Origin of the sequence: Streptomyces sp. NPDC001852 (assembly GCF_042891825.1) — a bacterium.
In the GTDB taxonomy this organism is placed as follows: domain Bacteria; phylum Actinomycetota; class Actinomycetes; order Streptomycetales; family Streptomycetaceae; genus Streptomyces.
Genome location: NZ_JBIATN010000037.1, coordinates 46,766 through 67,768, shown reverse-complemented (window position 1 = coordinate 67,768; position 21,003 = coordinate 46,766). Strand labels below are relative to the sequence as shown.

General features: G+C 74.2%; 10 protein-coding genes. 6 read left to right on the top strand and 4 right to left on the bottom strand.

Annotated elements, in window-relative coordinates:
* The 3 genes from ACFYZB_RS40645 to ACFYZB_RS40635 all read right to left on the bottom strand — a co-directional run bounded on the left by ACFYZB_RS40645 (window position 1) and on the right by ACFYZB_RS40635 (window position 8,883).
* Window positions 1-5,298 carry an amino acid adenylation domain-containing protein gene (locus ACFYZB_RS40645; RefSeq protein WP_388766957.1) on the bottom strand — a complete coding sequence of 1,766 codons (5,298 nt, stop codon included), beginning with the start codon at window positions 5,296-5,298 and terminating at the stop codon, window positions 1-3.
* 265 nt (window positions 5,299-5,563) lie between these two features.
* On the bottom strand, window positions 5,564-8,311 hold the full coding sequence (locus ACFYZB_RS40640) for an AAA family ATPase (RefSeq protein WP_388766956.1): 2,748 nt from the start codon (window positions 8,309-8,311) through the stop codon (window positions 5,564-5,566).
* 170 nt (window positions 8,312-8,481) lie between these two features.
* Window positions 8,482-8,883, bottom strand: a complete 402-nt coding sequence (locus ACFYZB_RS40635; protein ID WP_388766955.1) for a hypothetical protein — start codon at window positions 8,881-8,883, stop codon at window positions 8,482-8,484.
* A gap of 403 nt (window positions 8,884-9,286) precedes the next feature.
* Here ACFYZB_RS40635 and ACFYZB_RS40630 point away from each other — a divergent pair, with 403 nt between their 5' ends.
* Complete coding sequence (locus ACFYZB_RS40630) at window positions 9,287-10,567, top strand: aminotransferase class V-fold PLP-dependent enzyme (RefSeq protein WP_388766954.1); 1,281 nt, start codon at window positions 9,287-9,289, stop codon at window positions 10,565-10,567.
* 151 nt (window positions 10,568-10,718) lie between these two features.
* Window positions 10,719-11,765: a fatty acid desaturase family protein gene (locus ACFYZB_RS40625; RefSeq protein WP_388766953.1), complete on the top strand. Its 1,047-nt coding sequence runs from the start codon at window positions 10,719-10,721 to the stop codon at window positions 11,763-11,765.
* Window positions 11,766-11,862: 97 nt separating this feature from the next.
* On the opposite strand, the gene ACFYZB_RS40620 is transcribed toward ACFYZB_RS40625, so the two are convergent.
* Window positions 11,863-12,714, bottom strand: coding sequence for a mycofactocin-coupled SDR family oxidoreductase (locus ACFYZB_RS40620; RefSeq protein WP_388766952.1), 852 nt, complete (start codon window positions 12,712-12,714; stop codon window positions 11,863-11,865).
* 227 nt (window positions 12,715-12,941) lie between these two features.
* On the opposite strand from ACFYZB_RS40620, the gene ACFYZB_RS40615 reads away from it, so the two are divergent.
* From ACFYZB_RS40615 to ACFYZB_RS40600, 4 genes are all read left to right on the top strand, one after another.
* Entirely contained in the window at window positions 12,942-16,034 is a 3,093-nt protein-coding gene (locus tag ACFYZB_RS40615; RefSeq protein WP_388766951.1) for a BTAD domain-containing putative transcriptional regulator, read from the top strand.
* Window positions 16,035-16,695: 661 nt separating this feature from the next.
* A complete protein-coding gene (locus tag ACFYZB_RS40610; protein ID WP_388766950.1) occupies window positions 16,696-17,931 on the top strand; it encodes an FAD-dependent monooxygenase in 1,236 nt (411 codons plus the stop codon).
* 325 nt (window positions 17,932-18,256) lie between these two features.
* Entirely contained in the window at window positions 18,257-19,741 is a 1,485-nt protein-coding gene (locus ACFYZB_RS40605; RefSeq protein ID WP_388766949.1) for an AMP-binding protein, read from the top strand.
* Window positions 19,738-20,988, top strand: coding sequence for a type III PLP-dependent enzyme (locus ACFYZB_RS40600; RefSeq protein ID WP_388766948.1), 1,251 nt, complete (start codon window positions 19,738-19,740; stop codon window positions 20,986-20,988). The genes ACFYZB_RS40605 and ACFYZB_RS40600 overlap by 4 nt, the downstream gene beginning before the upstream one ends.
* The last annotated feature ends 15 nt before the right edge of the window (window positions 20,989-21,003 follow it).

The following is a 21,003-nucleotide window of genomic DNA, read 5'->3' as shown; positions in this document are numbered from 1 at the left end:
CTAGAACGGGTCGCCGAGGTGGTCGTTGATGTGGTCGAGGCACAGCTCGTAGATGTCCTCGGCGTGGGTCTCGTACCAGCCCTCGGGGACGATGGCCGTCGCGGGCCACAGTGCGCGGTGGCCGGTGACGTCGGCGAGGACGACGAAGGTGGCGAACTCGTCGGCGAACGGGTCGTCATGGGCCGGACCGTCCAGCACCCGCAGGTTGCCGTCGGCGTCCAGGCGGGCGGCGCGGCCGGTGCGCCACATGCGGGCGGTGCTGCCGTCGGGGCCGCCGAAGGGGTCGGGCAGGAACCGTTCGCCGCTGGCCCCGGGCGCCCCGGCGTAGCCCTGGGCGACGCCCGCGCCCGCGATGTACAGGGACCCGGTCTCGCCCGGGGCCACCGGCCGCAGCAGCGGGTCGAGGAGGTAGGCGCGGTAGCCGGGGGCGGGCCGGGCCGGGGCGCCGGGCACCTGCTCCACGACGAGCCTGCCCTCGGCCCAGCCACCGCTGACGGTCAGCTCGACGCCCTCGGTCCGGGCGAGCGACACCAGCGCGCACAGCACGTCGTCGGCGCCGCCCAGCACCACCCGCGCCCCCCGCTGGCGCAGCCAGCCCAGCACCTCGTGCGGCACGTCCTGGCTGAGCGAGCCGTCCGGCACGTGCACGCGGGCGCCGCAGGCCAGGGCGCTCAGCAGCCCGATCGCCGCGTCCCCGTCCGGGTAGCCGTGCACCAGCCAGGCGGCGTCGGCGGGTGCGGCCAGCGTCGCCGCCGCGACCGCCTCGCCGCCCACCGCGACCGTGCCGTCCTCGCCGGGCACCAGCAGCAGCGGATCACCGGCACCCAGCGGCCGGGACCGGTCGGCGTCGGTCACCGGCCAGTGTCCAGCCGGCGGCAGCCGGTCGGCGGCGCCGTCGCGGACCAGCCGGGCCGCGCCGGGCACGGGGGGCAGCAGCAGGTCGGCGGTCTCGTCGAGCAGCAGCACCGCCGGGCGCAGTGACTCGGCGAGGTCCAGCGACGGATCGGTCGGCAGCAGCGCGGCACCGGTCTTCGCCACGGCGACCGCGGCCACCGCGAACCCGGCAGGTGAGGACAGCGCGGTGAGCACGCAACCGCCGGGGCCCGCCTTGTGCTCGATGAGCGCGTGCGCCAACAGGTCGGAACGGGCGTCGAGTTCGGCGTAGGTGAGGCCGGGCAGCGCGAGCGCCTCGGGGGCCCGTGCCACCTGGGCCGCGAACAGCGCCGCCACGTCCTGCTCCGCGAGCGGCACCTCCGCACCCGCCCACACCCCGCTCCCGGCGGCCGGGCCGCCGGGCAGCAGCCGCAACCGGCTGAGCCGGGCCGTGGGCGCTTCGAGGGCGGAGCGCAGTACGGCGGTGAGCTGGCCGGTGAGGGAGGCGGCGGCCGTCTCGCCGACCGTCTCGTGCCGGAAGACGGCGGTGACCGTGACGCCGGCCGGGGCGCCCGCGGCACTCTGCCGCTCCGTCAGGGTCAGCCCCAGGTCGGCGGCCGGCGCCGGCGGCGTGCAGCGCTCGGCCTGCACGGACAGCCCCGCCGCCTCGAACCGGCCCGCGCCCCTCTGCAGCACGGCGAGCGCGACCCCGCCGGGCAGTGCCGCCAACGCCGCCTCGCCGTCCCGGTACGCGGCCAGGTCCCGCTCGCGGACCCGGCGCAGCAGCTCGGTGAAGGCCGGGTCGCCGGAGGTGTCCACCGTCAGGGCGAGGACGCGGCCGTAGGGGCCGACCGCCTCGCGCAGCGCGGCGCTGTCCCGGGCCGGGACGGGGGCGGCCACGGTGACCTGCCCGGAAGCGCCGAGCCGGGTCAGCAGGGCGGCGAGCGCGGTGTGCACCACCATGAACAGGGTGGTGCCGTGCTCGGCGGCGAACCGGGTGAGCCGGCCGTGCAGTTCCTCGTCCAGCTCGGTCTCCAGGGTGCCGTGGGAGGCGTAGCCGGCCTGCGGCGCGCTGCCCGGCAGCGGGGTGGGCGGGACGTCCCCGAAGACGGCGCGGGGGGCCGCGTCCAGGCCGGCGGGGGAGCGGTGCGGGGTGTCACCGGTGGCCCGCGCCCCGTAGGCCCGGGCGAGGTCGGCGGCCAGCGGCAGCTGGGACCACTGGTCGACGGAGGTGGCGGGCAGGGCCAGTTCCAGCAGGTGGTCGTCGGTGCCGAGGGCGCGCAACCGGGTGCCGGCCGAGCCGAGCCGGGAGTTGCGCAGCGCCTCGTGGCGTCGGCCGAGGTCCTCCAGGGCCGCCTCCAGGGCGCGCGTGTCCAGCGCACCGCGCAGTCGCAGCGAGAACTCGGCGCTGTCGCCGGCCGCACCGCCCGGCCCCGTCGCCACGGTGGGGGCGTCGCCGACGAGTGCGGCGAACGCGGCCGGGGTCGGCGCCTCGTACAGCGCCCGGCTGCCCGGGTCGGCGCCCAGCGTCCTACGGGCCCTGGACAGCAGCCGGGCCGCCGCCAGCGCGTGGCCGCCGATGCGGAAGAAGTCGGAGTCGGCGTGCACCTGGTGCCGGGGCAGGCCCAGCACCTCGGCGAACAGGTCACGGACGATCTCCTGGATCGGCGTGCCGGGCTCGGTGCCGGGGCCCTCGGCGGTGGCGGAGGGCGCGGGCAGGGCCCCGCGGTTCACCTTGCCGTTGGCGTCCAGCGGCAGGGCGTCCAGGGTCGTCAGCGCGGACGGGACCATGTGGTCCGGCAGGCGCTCCTGGAGGTGGGTGCGCAGGACGACCTCCAGGTCGACGGTGCGTTCGAACGCCGTCGGGGTGTTGGCGCAGCTCGCCGCGTCGACGACGGGTGCCGCGTACACGCCGGTGAGCGGACCCGCGGGGATCCGCTCGGGGTCGAGGAAGACGATGTCGAGGAGTTCGGGGCGCTCGCCCCAGGTGGGCAGGGCCCGGTAGCCCAGGCGCTCGGCGGCCGCGCACAGCGCCTCCGGGTCGGGTGCGGGCGCGTCCTGCGGCCCGAGGTCGATGCTCTCGCGCGGGTCGAAGAGGGACTGCATGGCCGTGTACTCGTCGTGCACCCGGCGGTTGGGCAGCGCGGCCAGGCGCAGCATCGCGGGCCGCCGGGCGCGCAGCCGGTCCTCGACCTCGGCGGCGCTGGAGACCTGCTCCCCCCAGCGGACGCCGGGCGCGGTGGTGAGGTCGGCGACGGGTTCGGCCGTGGAGAGCACCGCCTCGTAGCGGTAGCGGGTCAGCTCGTTGTGGTGGACGCCGCGCTTGGCGCGCACGTCGACCGCCCGGACGGCGGGCAGCTGCCGGGCGAGGGTGTCGAACAGGGCGGGGGAGAGCAGCAGTTCGGTCTCCCGGGCGACCTGCTGGTCGATGGTGCGGCGCAGTGCCTCGCGGTCACCGCGGGCGGCGCCCGGCCGGGTCAGCGCGATGCCGGTCCGGAAGCAGCGGGCCAGGTCGAGGTTGCGCAGGTCGCCGAGGAACAGCGAGCCGCCCGGGGCGAGCAGCGCCACGGCCCGCTCGACGACGGTGCGCAGGCGGGCGAGGCCCGGCAAGCACTGGACCACCGAGTTGACGACGATCGCGTCGAAGTGGCCGGCGGGCAGACCGCCGGTCTCCTCGGCGCCCCGGCAGTCGAGCCGGACCTTCTCCTTCAGGACCGGGTCGGCCTCCACCTGCGCGGTGAGCGCGGCGACGACGGCGGGGGAGAAGTCGGTGGCCCAGTACTCGTGGACCTCCTCGTCGCGGGCGAGGTGGGCCATCAGCAGTCCCGTGCCCACACCGATCTCCAGTACCCGGCGGCGCGGCAGCTCGCGGATGCGGTCGAGGGTGGCGTCCTGCCACTCCCGCATGTCCTCCGGCGGGATCGGCAGGGCGTCGTAACTGCTGTTCCAGCCCGCGAAGTTGTCGCCCAGCGCGGTGGCAGCGGCGTCGTCGTAGAGCGTCTCGTAGATCTCCTTCCACTCGGTGATCTGGGCGTCCTCGTCGGCGGGCGTCGCGGCCGGGGCGGCGGGGACGACGTGTGCGGCCAGCCGCCTGTCGCCGTCCTCGGTCTCGTACACGGACACCGCGGCGGCGGACACGGCCGGGTGGGCGGTCAGCACCGACTCGATCTCGCCGAGTCCGACGCGGAAGCCGCCCAGCTTGACCTGGTCGTCCACCCGGCCGACGAACTCCAGCGCGCCGTCCTCGCGCAGCCGCACCAGGTCGCCGGTGCGGTACAGCGCGCCGGCGGTGCCGGTGAAGCGGTCCTCGACGAAACGCTGTGCGGTCAGCTCCGGCCGGTGCAGGTAGCCGGTGGCCACGCCCGGTCCGCCGAGCAGGAGTTCACCGGTGCCGCCGGGGGCGACCGGGGTGTCGTCGGCGTCGACGACCACGGCGGTGGTGGCGCCGATCGGCCGGCCGATCGGGATCGTACGGTCGCCCTCGGCGGGTTCGGCGACCCGGTGCCAGGTGGCGAAGGTGGTCGTCTCGGTCGGCCCGTACACGTGCAGCAGCCGCTCGGGCGCGCCCGCGGCGAACACCTCGCGCACCCGGCGCGGGTCGCAGGCCTCGCCGCCGAACAGGACGGTGCGCAGCGGCGCGAAGGCGGCGGGCCGCTCCTCGGCGACCAGGTTGAACAGGGCGGTCGTCAGGAAGATCACGGAGACGCCGTGGGCGCGGACCGCGTCCTGGAAGCGGTCCGGGTCGGTGACGGTGCCCCTGGCGAGGCCGACCAGCCGGGCGCCCGCGGTGAGCGTCGTCCACACCTCGAAGGTGACCGCGTCGAAGGCCGGACCGGAGGCCTGGGCCACCACGTCGGCGGGGGTCAGCCGCAGGTAGTCGGTGGACCGTACGAAGTCCAGCACGGCCCGGTGCGGTACGACGACGCCCTTGGGGGTGCCGGTGGAGCCGGAGGTGTAGCAGACGTAGACGGCGTCGTCCGGGCCGGCCGTCAGCTCGGGCAGGGCGTCGCAGCGCCGGGCGATCTCGGGGGCCTCGGCGTCCAGGGCGACGACCACCGTGTCCAGGCCGGCGTAGTCCGCGGCGTCCGCGCCCTCGGTCAGCACCGCGGCGGCCGCGCTGTCGCGCACGATCAGCCGGCGCCGTTCGGCCGGGCCTGTCTGGTCGACCGGGACGTAGGCGGCGCCGGCCCGCACGATGCCGAGGAACGCGGTCACCATCTCCGGGCCCGGCCGCAGCGAGGTCACCACCCGGTCGCCGTGGCCGACACCGCGGGCGCGCAGATGAGCGGCGAGACGGTTGGCCGCGCGGCTCAGCTCCCGGTAGGTGAGGCGGCCGCCGGGGCCGTCGGTGTCCTCGGGGTAGTCGACCGCGATCGCGTCGGGCCGCTCGTGGACCTGCTGCTCGATGAGGTCGGAGATGGACATCGACACCCGCTCCTTACGACAGCGCCTTCCGGCTTGGCAAAACGTTGCCTGAATGCTGGCAAGGGCGTCTTGAAGGGGTGTCTCGGAACGGTCGAGCGGGGATGGAGTCGCAGGTGGGGCGGGTGAATTGTTGCCAGGGGAGGGGTGCGGGGTTGCCAACGGCGTCCCGGCGCCCAGCATGCGAAAAGCGGCTGTGGCGCGGAGGAGAGGTCCTCCGCGCCACAGCCGCTCGGGCGAGAGCGAGGCGGCCGGGGCCGCCGGGCGGTCAGCCGGGCACGCTCGCGGTCCCGGCCGGAAGCGCGGGCAGGTCCGCCCGGCCGTGGACGCCCAGCTTGCGGTAGACGCGGGTCAGGTGCTGCTCGACCGTGCTGACCGTCACCCCGAGCCGGGCCGCGATACCGCGGTTGGTCAGCCCCTCCGCCGCCAGCGCCGCCACCCGCCGCTCGGCGTCGGTCAGTGGCACGTCCCCGGCGCTGAGCACGGTGGCCGGACGGCCGGACCCGGGCAGCAGCTCCTCCCGCAGACCCACCGCACCCATCTGCTGGGTCAGGTTCCACGCGGCCCGCAGGGTGGCTGCCCCCTGCGAGGGGCGGTCGTCGGCGTGCAGGGCGTGCCCGAGGCCAGCCAGGGAGCGGGCGGTCTCCAGCCGGTCACCGGAGCGCCGCAGCAGCTCGACGGACTCGCGCAGCAGGGCGGTGCGGTGACCGGGGCCACCCGTCGCGGCCAGCAGACGCAGCGAGGTCCCCCGCACCCACGGGCGCGTCGCATCCGGCAGGGCGAGCTGCTCCTCGACCAGCGTCCGGGCCCGCCCGAGCCGGCCCATCCGCAGCAGCGCCTGCGCGGCGTCCGTGCGCCACGGCAGCAGGGCCGGCCGGTCCGCCCGCCACGACTGCAGCACCCGGCCCGTCTTGCGGAAGTCGGCGAGCGCGAGGTGCGGCTGCCCCAGGGACAACTGGTGCAGCCCGCGGGCCCGCAGGTAGCGCAGGCCGTACAGGCTCGTCAGCGCCTGACGGGTCACCGGGTACCGCACGTGCCCGGCCGCCTCGTCGTGGTGGCCGAGCGCGCCGCAGGCCTCGACGAGCACGGCGGCCGGGCCGTAGTGGAACGTTCCGCCACCGGGCGTCGGCAGCGCGTCGAGCGCGGCCGTCGCGTGCTCACGGGCGCCGGAGGCGTCGCCCACCCGCAGCAGAGCCTCCGCGTGCAGATCCGCGCACACGGCGCGCCAGCCGGGCGCGCCGCTCCGCTCCGCCTGGCCGAGCAGCCGCCCGCTCGCGACGACCGCGCGCTCGTGCCGGTCCGAGTACAGCAGGGTGCGCACGGCGTTGACGAGCGGGGCGAAGGCGGCGTCCGTCAGCGGCACGGTCCGCAGCAGCGTCTCGCACGCCCCGGCGCGGGCGTCGAGCAGCGCGTCGAGGGGCGAGCCCGGCGAACGCTCCCCGGCACCGGGGCCGCCCGTCCCGTCCAGCAGGGCCGCCGCCTCGGGGACCCGGCCCTGGGCGAGCAGCATCGCGGCGGGTACCGACGGGTCCCAGCCGGCCGGCCGCGCCGAACGGGGCCCCGTGACCAGCGCGGTCAGCCGCTGCTCCGCCACCTGCGGACGCCGGCGCGCGGCCAGCTGTGCCAACCGCAGGGCGACACCGGCGCGTTCGCCCTCGTCGGGGCAGACGTGATGCGCGAGTACGAGGAGACGCTCGGCGTCCTCGGCGGGGTGGGAGGTGTCGGGGAGTACGGCGGACTGGGGGACGGCGGCGGGGAGGGCTCCGGCCAGGGGGACGGGCCGAGTCGGGTGGGCTTCGGTCAGATGGGTTGGCCACGTTGCGTGCGGGAGGTCCGGGTGCGGTGCCAGCAGGGCTTCCGCCGTCCGCACGAGAAGGGCGAAGTCCTCGGGGCCCACGGGGACGCGTACGCCGTCCGACAGCGGGGCGAGCAGGTGGCCGGCCACCACCCCGGCCGGGACACCCGCCGCGCTCAGCGCACGGGCGGCCCCCCGGTGCAGGTCCGCGCGGGCGCGCGGGGATGTCTCGGCGAGCACGGCGGCGGCGACGGACGGGTGCCGGAAACGGAGGCCGTCGAGCACCCCGCAGGCACGCAGGGCGGCCAGCGCGCTGCCGGTGCCCCGGGGCCGCGGTGGGCGATCGGTGCCGAGGAGGTCCAGCACGCGGTCGACCAGGGGCTCGGTGGCGCGGTCGGCCAGGGTCGCCACCGCGCGGGCGACCGCCTGCCCTCCCGGTCCGCTGCGATGCACGCAGGCGAGGACGGCGTCGGCGAACGGGCCGTCGGGTGCCGGCCCCGCGGGCGGTACGGCGGCGTTGACGGCGTCCTCCTGGAGCAGGGCACGCAGCAGCAGCGGGTTTCCGCCGGTGACGGAGTGCAGTTCGCCGGGAGTACGGCCGGGGTGGCCCGGGGCCGGCCACTGCGGGGGCGCTGTCGCGGCGGCCTGTGCCGTCTCCTCGGGGGTGAGCAGGCCGAGCCGGACCCGGCGGACGTACGGCAGCCGGAGCAACTCCGGTGTGAACAGCGGCTCCTGGGCGAGGTCGGTGTGGTCGGCGTGGGCGGCGACGGTGGCGACCACCAGCACCGGGGCCGGCCGTACGTGCCGTACCAGATGGCGCAGATGGTGCAGGGACTGCGGGTCGGTGTGCTGGACGTCGTCCAGGCACAGCACCACCGGCCCGTCGAGGGCGAGGTCGCACAACTCCGCGCAGAACGCCCGCATCGCCTCCTCGGCGGGCACGGCGTCGTCGGTCCCGGTGCGGGCGAGGGCGAACACCGGGGCGCTGCAGACCAGTTGGCGCAGCACACCGAGGGGCACCCGGCGTTCCTGCTCGGTGGCGGCGGCGGTGAGGACCAGTGCTCCGGCCGCTGCGGCCCGTTCGGCCACGGCGTCCAGGAGATGGCTCTTGCCGCAGCCGGCCGCGCCCTCGATCAGTACCGCCCGGGAACGTCCCACCGCGCAGGTGGTGAGGACCGTTTTCAGAGCACCGGCCACCGATGCTCTTTCCGCCTCCGTCATGAACCCGCCCCTTCACCGCAGCCGCGCTGGTCCGGGCCAGGATCGAAGCCGCACCTCTAAGAGAGGTGGAGCGGGGACGGAGGTGACACCGCCCCGGAAACGCCGAAGCCCCCGCGGCGGCACGGTGGCCGGCGGGGGCGTCACGGGGCGGGCACGGATGCCCGTGCGGGTCAGACGGAGGCGGTCTTCGGCCAGTCGATGGCGGGCTTGTCGGTGGCGGCGACGGTGGTCGCGGGGGCGACCGGCCAGTCGATGCTCGGGTTGGCGACGGTGGTGGCGGGGGCGGCCGGCCAGTCGATGCTCGGGCGGGCGGCGACGGTGGTGGCGGAGGCGGTCTTCGGCCAGTCGATGCTCGGGTTGGCGACGGTGGTGGCGGGGGCGGCCGGCCAGTCGATGCTCGGGCGGGCGGCGGCGACGGTGGTGGTCGCGGGGGCGGTCGGCCAGTCGATCGCGGGGCCGGCGGTGGCGGCGGCCGGGCGGCTGAGGGGCGCGCTGTCCGCGGTGGCGACTCCCGCGGTGGAGAAGGCGGCGGCGACGGCGGCGACGGCGGCGATCCGGGCGATGCGGTTCATGGCGGGCTCCTCGGTGTCAATTCCGTGTTCGTTGCTTGGCAACCTCTTGCCAAGAAGGTTGGCAAGCAGATCTCGGGAATCGCTGGGGAATGGGTGGATTTCTGCTCGAGATGGTCACCAGAAACGCCCCAAGAGGAAGATCCAGACAGATGAGTTGCCTTGCGAAAGGTGCTCTGAGCTGCGGAATCACGGTCCCTTGGCAGAAGTCGAGCCGCTCTGGCAACGCTTGGCAATTCCTCGTGAAAGAAGCCGGACGCGGCCCGGTTTCCTTGCCGGCCGCCCCTCAACTCGAGTCTCGCCTGAGCCGTTGTTGCCCGATGTTGCCAACTCCTCACCCATAGAGGCAAGGTATTGCCAATCACCAGGCAACAAATTGCCTCAGCTACGGGGGGAGGCCCCGGAAGTGAACGCGACGCCCCACGGTGACCGAAGTGTCCACCTGAACACGGCCGGTGCGGGCCGCATGTCCGCCGCCGTACGCGCGGTCCTCACCGAATGGACCCGCTACGAGGACCGCTACGGGCCCTACGATCTGGAGGAACGCCTGGAAGGCGTCCTCCACCGGGAGATCCACGAGCGACTGGCCACGCTGCTGGGCGCGCCCTCCGGCGACACCGTCCTGTGCACCGGCGCCGCCGACGCCTTCGCCGCGCTCGTGTCCCGGCTGCCGCTCGGCCCCCGCGACCGCGTCTGGACGACTCCCTACGAGTCGGCCGCCAACCTCACCGCCCTCTTCGCCCTGCGCGACCGCACCCGCTGCCGCCTGGAGGTCGTACCGCTGCGCCGCGACGGCGACCTGGACCTGGAGTGGATGGCACAGCACATCGGCGACGACGTCGCCCTGGTCTGTGTTCCGTACGTCCCCTCGGGCTGCGGCATCGTCAACCCCGTCGAGGACGTGGGGCGGATCCTCGCCCCGTACCGGTGCCTGTACGCCGTCGACGCCTCGTACGCCGTCGGCCAGCTCCCCGTGGACGTCACCCGCATCGGCTGCCAGTTGCTGACCGGGGACGGCTGGAGGTTCCTGCGCGGGCCGCAGTCCGTCGGATTCGCCTATGCGGCACCGCAGGCGCGGCACGCACTGGCTCTGCACGGCGTCGTACCCCTGCCTCCCCCGGACGGCGCGCGCGTCGCCGCGCTGAACACGGCCCTGGCCGAGCACGCCGCAGCCGCCCCGTACCAGGACCGCCAGGACCTCGGCCCCGCGCTGCGCGCCGCCGTGGAACAGGTGCCCGGCACCGAACTGATCGCCCCCGGGCGGACCCAGTCCGGCATCCTCGCCTTCCGGCACGAGGAGGTGCCGGCCGCGCTGCTGCGCCGCGGGCTCGCCGCCCGCGGGGTCGCCGTGTGGAAGACGGTCGCCCAGGAGACCCCGCTGTACCTGCCCGGCCGCGGTGTCGTCACGGCCGTACGCGCATCCGTGCACCACGACAACACGGCGGGGGACATCGAGGCGTTCGCCGACGCCCTGCTGGACGTCGTCGCCGAGGCACGACGGCCGCGGCCGGTTCCGGTGCCGCGCCTGCTGTCCGCCGTACTGCCCGCGCCGGCCGCGGCACAGCCGCACGGCGGCGTCCCGGTGGCCCGCGTCGCGCTGCCGCGTCAGCGCAGGGCCGGGCAGCGGCACCTGACCCTGGTGTCCTCCGGGCCGTCCGACACCATCCCGCTGGAGCCCGGGGCGTGAGCGGGCCTCAGCCGCCGCGGAGCATCCCTAAGGCGCCGGTCGAACGGCCGTGAATTAGGGGTGCTCCCGCATTCGTGCCGGGGTCCGCTCCGCCAGGAATAGGGGTCGGATGCCATTATGCTGCGGAATATACGCCCACATACTGGGTCGCATGGCGAACCCCACAGTGCTCACGGAGCAAATTCCGCCGGTCGCCCGAGGAGCAGGGAGTGATTTCTCCCGCCTGTCGCGCAGAATTTCCGAGGCAGGGCTGACGGAACGGCGCCCTGTCTACTACACCCTGCGATTCGGCGCCGTCGTCCTCGCACTGGCGGCCTGCTGTACGGCGTTCGCCGTACTGGGAGACAGCTGGCTGCAACTCCTCGTCGCGGCCGGCCTGGCCGCGGTCTTCGGACAACTCGGCCTCGCCGCCCACGACCTGGCGCACAAACAGGTGTTCACGCGGCGCCGCCCGACCGAGATCGGCGGGCTGATCGCCGCCAACGCGCTCCTCGGCATGAGCTACGGCTGGTGGATGAACAAGCACACCCGCCACCACGCCAACCCCAACCACGAGGAGAAGGACCCCGACGTCGCGCCCAACCTCATCGTGTGGTCGCGCCGGCAGGCGAGCGAGGCCCGGGGGCTCCCGGCCTTCATCGGCCGGCACCAGGCGGCGCTGTTCTACCCGATGCTGACGCTGGAGGGGTTCAACCTCTCCGTCGGCAGTTTCCGGGCCCTGTCCGCCCCGTCGATGAAACGGCCCTTCCTCGAAGGAAGCCTGCTCGTCGCGCACTTCGTCGTCTATTTCGGCGCCGTGTTCACGGTGCTCCCGCCCGGCAAGGCGGTCGCCTTCGTCGCCGTGCACATGGGGTTGTTCGGCCTCTACCTCGGCTCGGTGTTCGCCCCCAACCACAAGGGCATGCAGATGGTCACCGACGGCCAGGAGCTGGACTTCCTGCGCCGCCAGGTGCTCACCTCGCGCAACGTGCGCGGCGGCGCCCTCATCGACGCGCTGATGGGCGGCCTCAACTACCAGATAGAACACCACCTGTTCCCGAGCCTGCCCAGCCCCGCCCTGCGCGAGGCCCAGCGGATCACCGAGCAGTACTGCGCCGAACTGGGCATCCCCTACCACCAGACCGGACTGATCGCCTCCCACCGCGAGGCCCTGCGGCACCTCAGGGACGCCGGTGAACCCCTGCGGGCGCGCCGCTGAACCGAACCCGGTACCGGACCCCTGCACCGAACCCCTGCACGCGGCGGGCCGCCGGCGGACGTTCCGCCGGCGGCCCGTACGACTGGGCTGCGCGGGGTCAGAGCCCGAGCTTCACCTGGGCACCGCCGTCGATCTTCAGGTGCAGGCCGGTGACGTACCGCGACTCGTCCGAGGCCAGGTACACCACCGCGTGCGAGACGTCGGCGGGGGCGACGTACGGGATCGGCATGGCCTGGATGCCGGTGAAGATCGGCAGGGCGTCCTCGACCGTCGGGTTCTCCTTGTCGGGCATGAACGCCTGGTAGACGGCGTCGTTGAGGAGCATGTCCGTCTCGACGTTGGTCGGGTGCACCGCGTTGACCCGGATACCCTGCTGCGCGACGAGCTGGGAGAGCGTGTTGACGTACTCGACCAGCGTGTGCTTCGACAGGCGGTAGCCGGCGAAGCCCGGACCGGCCTGCGAGACGTCCGCGTGACCCGGCTGCAGGCCGACGATGGAGCCGACGAGGATGATCGAGGCACCCTCACCGAGGTGCGGCAACGCGGCGTGCACCGTGTTCAGCACGCCCGACAGGTTGATGTCGACGGTGTCGACGTACGCCCCGATCGGACGGCCCGCACCGATCGGCAGGATTCCGGCGTTCGGGATCACCACGTCCAGACGGCCCAGCTCGGCCACGCCCTCGTCGACGGCCCGCCGCAACGCGTCACGGTCGCGCACGTCCGCGACCCGGACCACCGCACGCCGCCCGGTCTTGCGGACCAGCCGGGCCGTCTCCTCCAGGTCCTCCGCGCTCGCCAGCGGGTACTGGACACTCTCGACCGCGCCGTCACCGAGGTCGATGACGATGACGTCCGCGCCCTCCTCCGCCAGCCGCACGGCGTGGCTGCGGCCCTGCCCTCGGCCCGCACCGGTTATTACTGCTACTTTTCCTGCCAGCCGGCCCATGGGGCCCTCCTTCGTATTCGGTGCGCAGTCCACCGGAGTGCAATGACTCGCCTCATTATTGGGGCGCCATGACCGCTCACAACGCGCCAATCACCCCTAAACCGATAGGGGGAGGCCCCTTGGTTTCCGGCTCGGGCGTGACCGGAGTGAAGGCCGTTACGGCGGGCGCCGCGGCCCTGTCCCGAGGCCCTCTCTTGCCGTCGGCCGTAATGAGGGACAATCTTCCCGTGCTGTTCACGATTCTGGGGCCGATGGAAGCGCGGACCGCCGAGGGCGAACCACTCGAACTCGGCGGCGCACGGCTGCGGTTGGTCCTCGCGCTGCTGCTGGAGGACGTCGGCAAGGTCGTCTCCACCGAGCGCCTCATCGACGAGGTGTACGGCGACGAGCCGCCCGCCAGCGCCGCCAACGCGCTGCAGTCCCAGATCTCCCGGTTGCGCCGCCGACTCGGCGTCACCATCGAGTCCCTGCCGCACGGTTACCGCCTCGACGTCGATCCCGACGCCATCGACGCCCACCGCTTCGAACGCCTGGCCAGGCAGGGACACGAGGCGCTCTCCCAGGGCGACCACCGCCGCGCCGCCGCCCTGCTGCGCGAGGCGCTCGGCCTGTGGCGCGGACCGGCCCAGACCCAGGCCGCCGCGCGCCTGGAGGAACTGCGGCTGGCCGCACAGGAGGACCGCATCGAGGCCGACCTCGTCCTCGGCGAATCCGACGCGCTCGTACCGGAGCTGCGGCAGCTGGTCGAGACGTATCCGCTGCGCGAGCGGCTGAGCGGACTGCTGATGCGGGCCCTGCACGCCAGCGGACGGCGGGCCGAGGCGCTCACCGTGTACGAGCACACCCGGACCACCCTCGTGGAGGAACTCGGCACCGACCCCTCGGCCGAACTCTCCCGGATCCACCAGGAGTTGCTGCGCTCCGACGGCGCGCCCGGCGGTATCACCCCGCGCGGCGTGCCCGCCCAGTTCACCAGCTTCGTCGGCCGCGACCAGGAACTGCGGCGGATCCGTGAACTCGTCGCCAGCGCCCGGCTGGTCACCCTCATCGGTCCCGGGGGCGTGGGCAAGACCCGGCTCGCCGTGGAGGCGGCGAGCAGTGAACGCGCCGACGACGTCTGCTTCGTGGAACTGGCACCCCTGGAGGACGGCGGGCAGGTCCACGCCGCCGTGCTCACCGCGCTCGGACTCAGGCCCGGCGCGGACGGTGGGCGCGGGCCCGAGGAACGCCTGGTGACCGCCCTGGCCGAGCGACGTCTGCTGCTGGTCCTGGACAACTGCGAGCACGTCGTGGAGGACACCGCCCGGCTCGCCCGGCGGCTGCTCGGCGCCTGTCCCGGCGTACGGATCCTGTGCACCGGACGCGAGGCGCTCGGCCTGACCGGGGAGGCGCTGTGCCCGCTGTCCCCGCTGGAGCGCCGCTCGGCCGTGCAACTGTTCACCGACCGCGCGGTGGCCGTCTCGCCCGGCTTCACCGCCGACGCGGCCCGGGCCGGCGTCGTCGAGTGGATCTGCACCGCCCTGGACGGCATGCCGCTCGCGCTGGAACTCGCGGCGGCCCGGCTGCGCACCCTGAACGTGGAGGACATCGCCGCCCGTCTCGACGACCGGTTCAAGCTGCTCTCCCGCGGCGACCGCACGGCGGACCCGCGCCACCGCACCCTGCGCTCCGTGGTCGAATGGAGCTGGGACCTGCTCGACGCCGACGAGCGGGCCATGGCCCGCCGGCTGACGGTGTTCGCCGGCGGTGCGACCTTCGCCGCCGCCGAGGCGGTGTGCCATCTGCCCGACACCGAGCAACTGCTCGACTCCCTGGTGGGCAAGTCGCTCGCGGAGCTGCGCGACGGGCGGGTGACGATGTTCGAGACGGTGCGCGCCTTCTGCGCCGAGCGGCTGGTGGAGTCCGGTGAGCAGGAGGAGTTCCGCCGGGCGCACGCCGCGTACTTCCTGGACCTCGCCCAGCGTGCCGAGCCCTGTCTGCGCCGCACCGAACAGGTGGAGTGGCTGGCCGTCCTCGGCGCCGAGCAGGGCAACCTGGAGGCGGCGCTGCGCTGGACCATGACCGCTGACCCGGAGGCCGCTCTGCGCCTGGTGGCCGAGCTCACCTGGTACTGGTGGCTGCGCGGGCTGACGGTGGAGCACGCCACGCTGGCCACCACGCTGCTGACCGGGATCGGCGAGCGACCGCCGCCGGGCCTGGACGAGGAGTACGCGCTGTGCGCGCTCAACGCCCACACCGAGTGGGCGCTGGAACGCGGTGCCGACCGGGCCGGCCCGGACGGGCAGCAGTGGCTGGACCGGGCGGACGCGGTGCTGCTGGGCATCGACCGGCCGCTCCGGCGTCCGATCCTGACCGTGCTGCGGGCACTGATCGCCGGTCCGGGGCGGGCCGCGGACGAGGCCACCCGGCGCCGGCAGATCGGCGCGGACCCCTGGTCGCGGGCGGTCGGCCTGATGGGCGACGGCTTCCAGCCGTGGTTCGGCGGGCAGCCCGAGGAGGCCGAGGCGCAGTTCGTCACCGCCCTCGCGCACTTCCGCCAGACCGGGGACCGCTGGGGCATGGCCAACTGCCTCGACCCGCTGGCCATGTTCGCCGACTGGCGGGGCGACCACGAACAGGCGCTGGCCCATCTCGACGAGGCGATGGTGCTGGTCGGCCAGCTGGACGCGCCCGAGGAGATGGCGGGCCTGCTGTGTCATCGCGCCGACGCCCTGCTGCACTGCGGCGACTTCGAACAGGCCGCGGCGGACTACGGCCGCGCCGCCGAACTCGCCCGCCGCGTCGGCAGTTCCGACAAGGTCGCCGCCGCCCAGCTGGGCCTCGGTGACGTGGCGCGGCTGCGGGGTGACACGGCCGGTGCCCGGGAGTGGTACCAGCGGGGGCTGGCGTCCTGCGGCGACCACTGGTTCAGCGGCTCGCAGATACAGCGCCTGCACACCGGCCTCGGCCGCGTCGCCGAGGCCGAGCAGCGCCCCGAGGAGGCTCGCACCTGGCACGTGCGGGCGCTGCGCACGGCCCTTGAGCTGCACACCCCGGCCGACCTCGCCCAGGCCGCGGAGGGCCTCGCCGGGCTCGCCGTGCTGGAGGGGGCCGGGGAGCGGGCGGCCCTGCTGCTCGGCGCCGGGGTCGCCCTGCGCGGCATGGCCGTCGCCGGGGACCCCGACGTCACCCGCACCTCCCGCTCGGCCCGCGCCCTGGCCGGAGCGGACCTGTACGCGACGGAATACGACCGGGGCCGCGCCGTAACCCTCCAGGCGGCCGTCCAGCTCCTGACCGACACCCAGACCCGCGAACCGGTACCGGGCGCTCCGGAGTCCTGACGCGGCGTCCCGTACCGGGCCGGTGCGGCGTGGCTCTTGCGGCGGGCCGGGGAGTGCTGACGGGCTCGCGGGCCTGCGAACCGGTGCCGGTCGGGTGGGAGTCCTGACGCAGTGCCCTGCATCGGGCCGGTGTGGCGTGGCTCTTGCGGTGGGATGGGGAGTGCTGACGGGCTCGCAGGTCTGCTAACCGGTGCCAGGGGTGGCCGGGAGCCCTGACGCACGGTCCTGCCCCGGGCTGGGATGGCTCTTGCGGCGGGTGGGACGGCGTCGACCGGCTCGCAGGTCCGGGAATGTGTGGCGGGCGGATGGGAGGCGTGACGCGGCGGTCCGCCCCGGGCCGGCGCGGTTCCTGGCCGCCGTCGGTGGATGTGTCGGGGTCGGCGGTGATGTGGGCTGGCGGCAGCGGACGTGAGGGGGCCGGCAGGGGCGTGGGAGGCCGGGAGTGGGCCGGCGAGGCGTGGGCCGGTGGCAGTGGGGCGGCCAGGGGGTGCGGGGCAGGGGGCTGACCGGGGGCGGGTTCGCCCTGGTCACAGGCCTGACCGGTGCTTGTCAGCGGTGGTCAGCGGGCGGTGCCCGTGCGGTCAGCGGGGGCGGGCAACCTCGTGTTCAGGAAGCAGACGGCGCCGGGCGCGGCGCCACCTACCTGGCAGAGGAGCCCACCATGTACGAGCAGAACTTCACCGCCCCCGGCCGCCGAGTCCTCATCTCCGGCGCCAGCATCGCCGGGCCCTCCCTGGCCCTGTGGCTGAGCCGGTACGGCTACGAGGTCACCGTCGTCGAGAAGGCCCCCGCCCTGCGCGGCGGCGGCTTCGCCGTCGACTTCCGGGGTCACGTGCACCGCACGGTGCTCGAGCGCATGGGCATCTGGGACGAGGTCAACCGCTGCCAGACCCACATGGGCGAGCAGACCTTCGTCGACGAGACGGGCGCCGAGCAGATGCGCCTCGACCCCTCCTTCATGAGCGGCGACGTGGAGATCTTCCGCGGCGATCTGTCCCGGATCCTGTACGAGCGGACCAGGGACCGCGTGGAGTACGTCTTCGGTGACTCCATCACCTCGCTGACCGAGACCGCCGACGAGGTCCACGTCACCTTCGAACGCTCCGCCCCGCGCACCTTCGACCTGGTCGTCGGCGCCGACGGACTGCACTCCAACGTGCGGCGCCTGGCCTTCGGCGACGAATCGCAGTTCGTGCACCACCTCGGCTACTACGTCGCCGGCTTCGACGTGCCCAACCACCTCGGCCTGGACCGCACCGCCCGCTGGTTCAACGCCCCCGGCCGCGGCGTCTGCCTCAACAACTACGGCCGCGACCCCCGTACGGCCGGGGTCCTGATGGTCTTCGAGGCGGACCAGCCGCTCGACCACGACCGTCACGACCTCGCCGCCCAGAAGCGGCTCCTGGCCGAGCGGTACGCGGGCCTGGGCTGGGAGGTCCCGCAGATCCTCCGGGCCCTGGAGCAGACCGACGCGCTCTACCTCGACGCCATCGCCCAGGTCCGCATGGACCGGTTCGCCAAGGGCCGCGTGGTGCTCCTGGGCGACGCCGGGTACGGCGCCACCATGGGCGGCATGGGCACCGGACTCGCCGTCGTATGCGCCTACGTCCTGGCCGGCGAACTGGCCACCCACCCCGACCACAAGGCGGCCTTCGCCGCGTACGAGGCCCGGATCCGCCGGTTCGCCGAGGGCTGCCAGCGCACCGCCGGCGGCGCCGGACCGATGCTCGCCCCGTCCACCGCGGCCCGCATCCGACGCCGCAACCGCACCTACAAGCTCCTCAACGCCCCGCTGCTCGCCGGCTACCTGGACCGGCTGACGGTCAAGTCCGCCACCGCCATCGAGCTCAAGGCCTACCCGCTGCCCACCCCGCTCGCCGCGGCCCACACCCACTGAGCCGGCACCCCAGCGCAGGGACAGCCCCGGACGATGCCCCGGCATCGCGCCGGGGCCCGCTCGTTTTCCGGCCGAACTCCAGGGGAATTCGAGAGCGATATGGCCGCGGCTCGCCTTTCCGGCTCGATTCCCCACTCCTAGGGGGAGATAGGGGTGTGACGCGCCACGGCGCCTCCCATACCGTGGCTGCCGGGGTTTTCGTACCTCCCCTTTTTCATGTACCGACCCACAAACTCAAATCGGGGGTGCGGCGTTGGTCGGCCACCTGCATCTGACGGATGAAGAAAACGGAATACATTCCGGCCCGCCCGCGCACGGTGAACTCGTGCACGGGCTTCTGGACGCCGCCGAGGCCCAGGCACCGAACGCCCCCGCGGTCCAGGACGCGCACGGCGCGTGGACGTACCGGGAACTGGCCGCCCACAGCCGGGCCTTCGCCCGCTGGCTGAGGGACCGCGGAGTACGCCGCGGCGACCGCCTCGTCCTGCAACTGCCCACCAACCGGGCGCTGGTCGCCATGTTCCAGGGCGCCCTGCGCTGCGGGGTGGTGTTCGTACCGCTGAACCCGGCCATGAAGGCCTTCCACCTGCGGCAGGTCATCGGCAACGCCGAACCCGCCCTGGTCATCGGGGACGCCGCGAGCGCCGGGAACCTCGCCGAGGTCACCGACCGGCCGGTGGAGCGGATGGACACGCTCTGGCCCGAGGTGGAGCGGCTGCGCGAACAGGGCGCCGGCTTCACGGACCCGGAGGTGACGCCCGACGACGTGGCGACCCTCATCTACACCTCCGGCTCCACCGCCGCGCCCAAGGCCGTCATCTGCCCGCACGCCCAGGTCGTGTTCGCCACCCGCGCCCTCACCCGGGCGCTCGGCTACCGCGAGGACGACGTGGTGCTGTGCCGCTTCCCGATGTCCTGGGACTACGGCCTGTACAAGGTCCTGATGACCTGTGCCGTGCGCTGCCAGGTGGTGCTCGCCGAGCGCGAGTCGGACCTGCAGATCCTGCGCCGGATGCGCGAGGTCGGCGCCACCGTCGTCCCCCTCGTCCCGTCCCTCGCCACGATGATCATCACCCTGGCGGAGCGGACGCAGGCCGAACAGGCACCGGTGCGGATGTTCACCAACACCGGAGCCGCACTGCCCGGGGCCACCATCGACAAGCTGCGCGAGCACTTCCCCGGCGCCCGGGTGGTGCGCCAGTACGGCCAGACCGAGGCCAAGCGGATCACCGTCATGCCGCCCGAGGAGGACGGTGAGCGCCCCGGCTCCTCCGGACTGCCGCTGCCCGGCACCCGGGTGCTCATCCTGGACGACGAGGGCAACCGGGTGCCCGCCGGCGAGGTCGGCGAGATCGTCGCCGTCGGCCCGCACGTCATGCCCGGCTACTGGCGCAACGACGAGAACACCGCCAAGGCCTTCCGCACCGACCCGGTCACCGGCGAACGGCGCCTGCACACCGGCGACTACGGCCGGCTCGACGACGACGGCTACCTGTACTTCGAGGGCCGCCGCGACGACATGTTCAAGCGGAAGGGCTTCCGCATGAGCACCGTCGAGATCGAGGCCGCCGCCATGGACGTCCCCGGGGTGCGGGCCGCCGCCGCGCTGCCGCCCAGCGACACGCACGACCTGGCGCTGTTCGTCGAGGCCGACCTCAGCCCCGGCGCCGTACGCAAGGAGCTGGCCCGCCGCCTCGAACCGGCGAAGGTGCCCTCGATCTGCCGGGTTCTCACCGAGTTCCCGCTCACCCAGCACGGAAAGAACGCCCGGCAGGAGCTCGCCCTGCTGCTGGAGGGGAGTGCGTCATGAGTTCCGCCATCGACCCGGCCCGGCTGGCCGAGGAGTACGGCACCCCGCTGTACGTGTACGACCTGGACCGGGTCCGTGCCGCACGGCGCGACCTGTTCGGCTGGCTGCCGGACGGCTTCGAGGTGTACTACGCCTTCAAGGCCAACCCGCACCCCGACCTGGCCCGCGCCCTGCGTGACGGCGACGGGCCCGCCTGCAGGGCCGAGATCAGCTCCACCGGAGAACTCGCCGCCGCCCTGGAGGCCGGTTACCCGGGCTCCGACATCCTCTACACCGGCCCCGGCAAGACCGACGGCGAACTGGCCGCGGCCGTCGCCGCCGGAGTGCGCCACTTCTCCGCCGAGTCCCTGACCGACCTGGAGCACATCGGCGCCGCCGCCCTCGCCCAGGGCACCGTCGCCGACTGCCTGCTGCGCATCAACAGCGCCACCGCGGGCGCCACCACCAGCATCCGCATGACCGGCACGCCCACCCAGTTCGGCATCGACAGCGAGACCGTCGCCGAACTGGCCCCGCGCCTGCGCGCCGTACCCGGCGCCCGGCTGGCCGGACTGCACCTGTTCTCGCAGAGCAATGCCCGCGACGAGGCCGCCCTCATCGACGAGCTGACCCACACCCTCGAGGTCGCCGCGGCCATGCAGGAGGACCTGGGCGTCCCGCTCGGCCTGATCGACATCGGCGGCGGCTTCTCGGTGCCCTACGCCCAGGCCGGTGAGCGGGCCCGCTACCCCAAGCTGCGCGGCGAGCTGGAGGCCGCCCTCGACGTGCACTTCCCGCACTGGCGCGAGGGCACCCCGAGGCTGGCGGTGGAGTCCGGCCGCTACCTGAGCGGCGACAGCGGCACCCTCGTGGCCCGGGTCAGCAACGTCAAGGTCAGCCGCGGAAAGAAGTTCGTCATCCTCGACGCCGGCATCAACACCTTCGGCGGCATGTCCGGGCTCGGCCGGCTGCTCCCGGTCACCGTGCACGTCGACACCGCGGCCGAGACGGAGAAGGCCAGCCTGGTCGGGCCGCTGTGCACGCCCGGCGACGTCCTCGGCCGGCAGATCGAGGTCCCGGCGGGCCTCGGCCCCGGCGACCTGGTGCGCGTCGGGAACACCGGCGCCTACGGCCCCACCTCCAGCCTGCTGATGTTCCTCGGCCGGCCCGCACCCGTCGAGGTCACCGTCAGCGGCGGCGAGGTCGTCTCCGCGACCCGCATCGAGCACACGCGCGTCCCCCAGCCGCGGGAGGCCCCCGGTGACTGAGCCGACCCCGCCCGC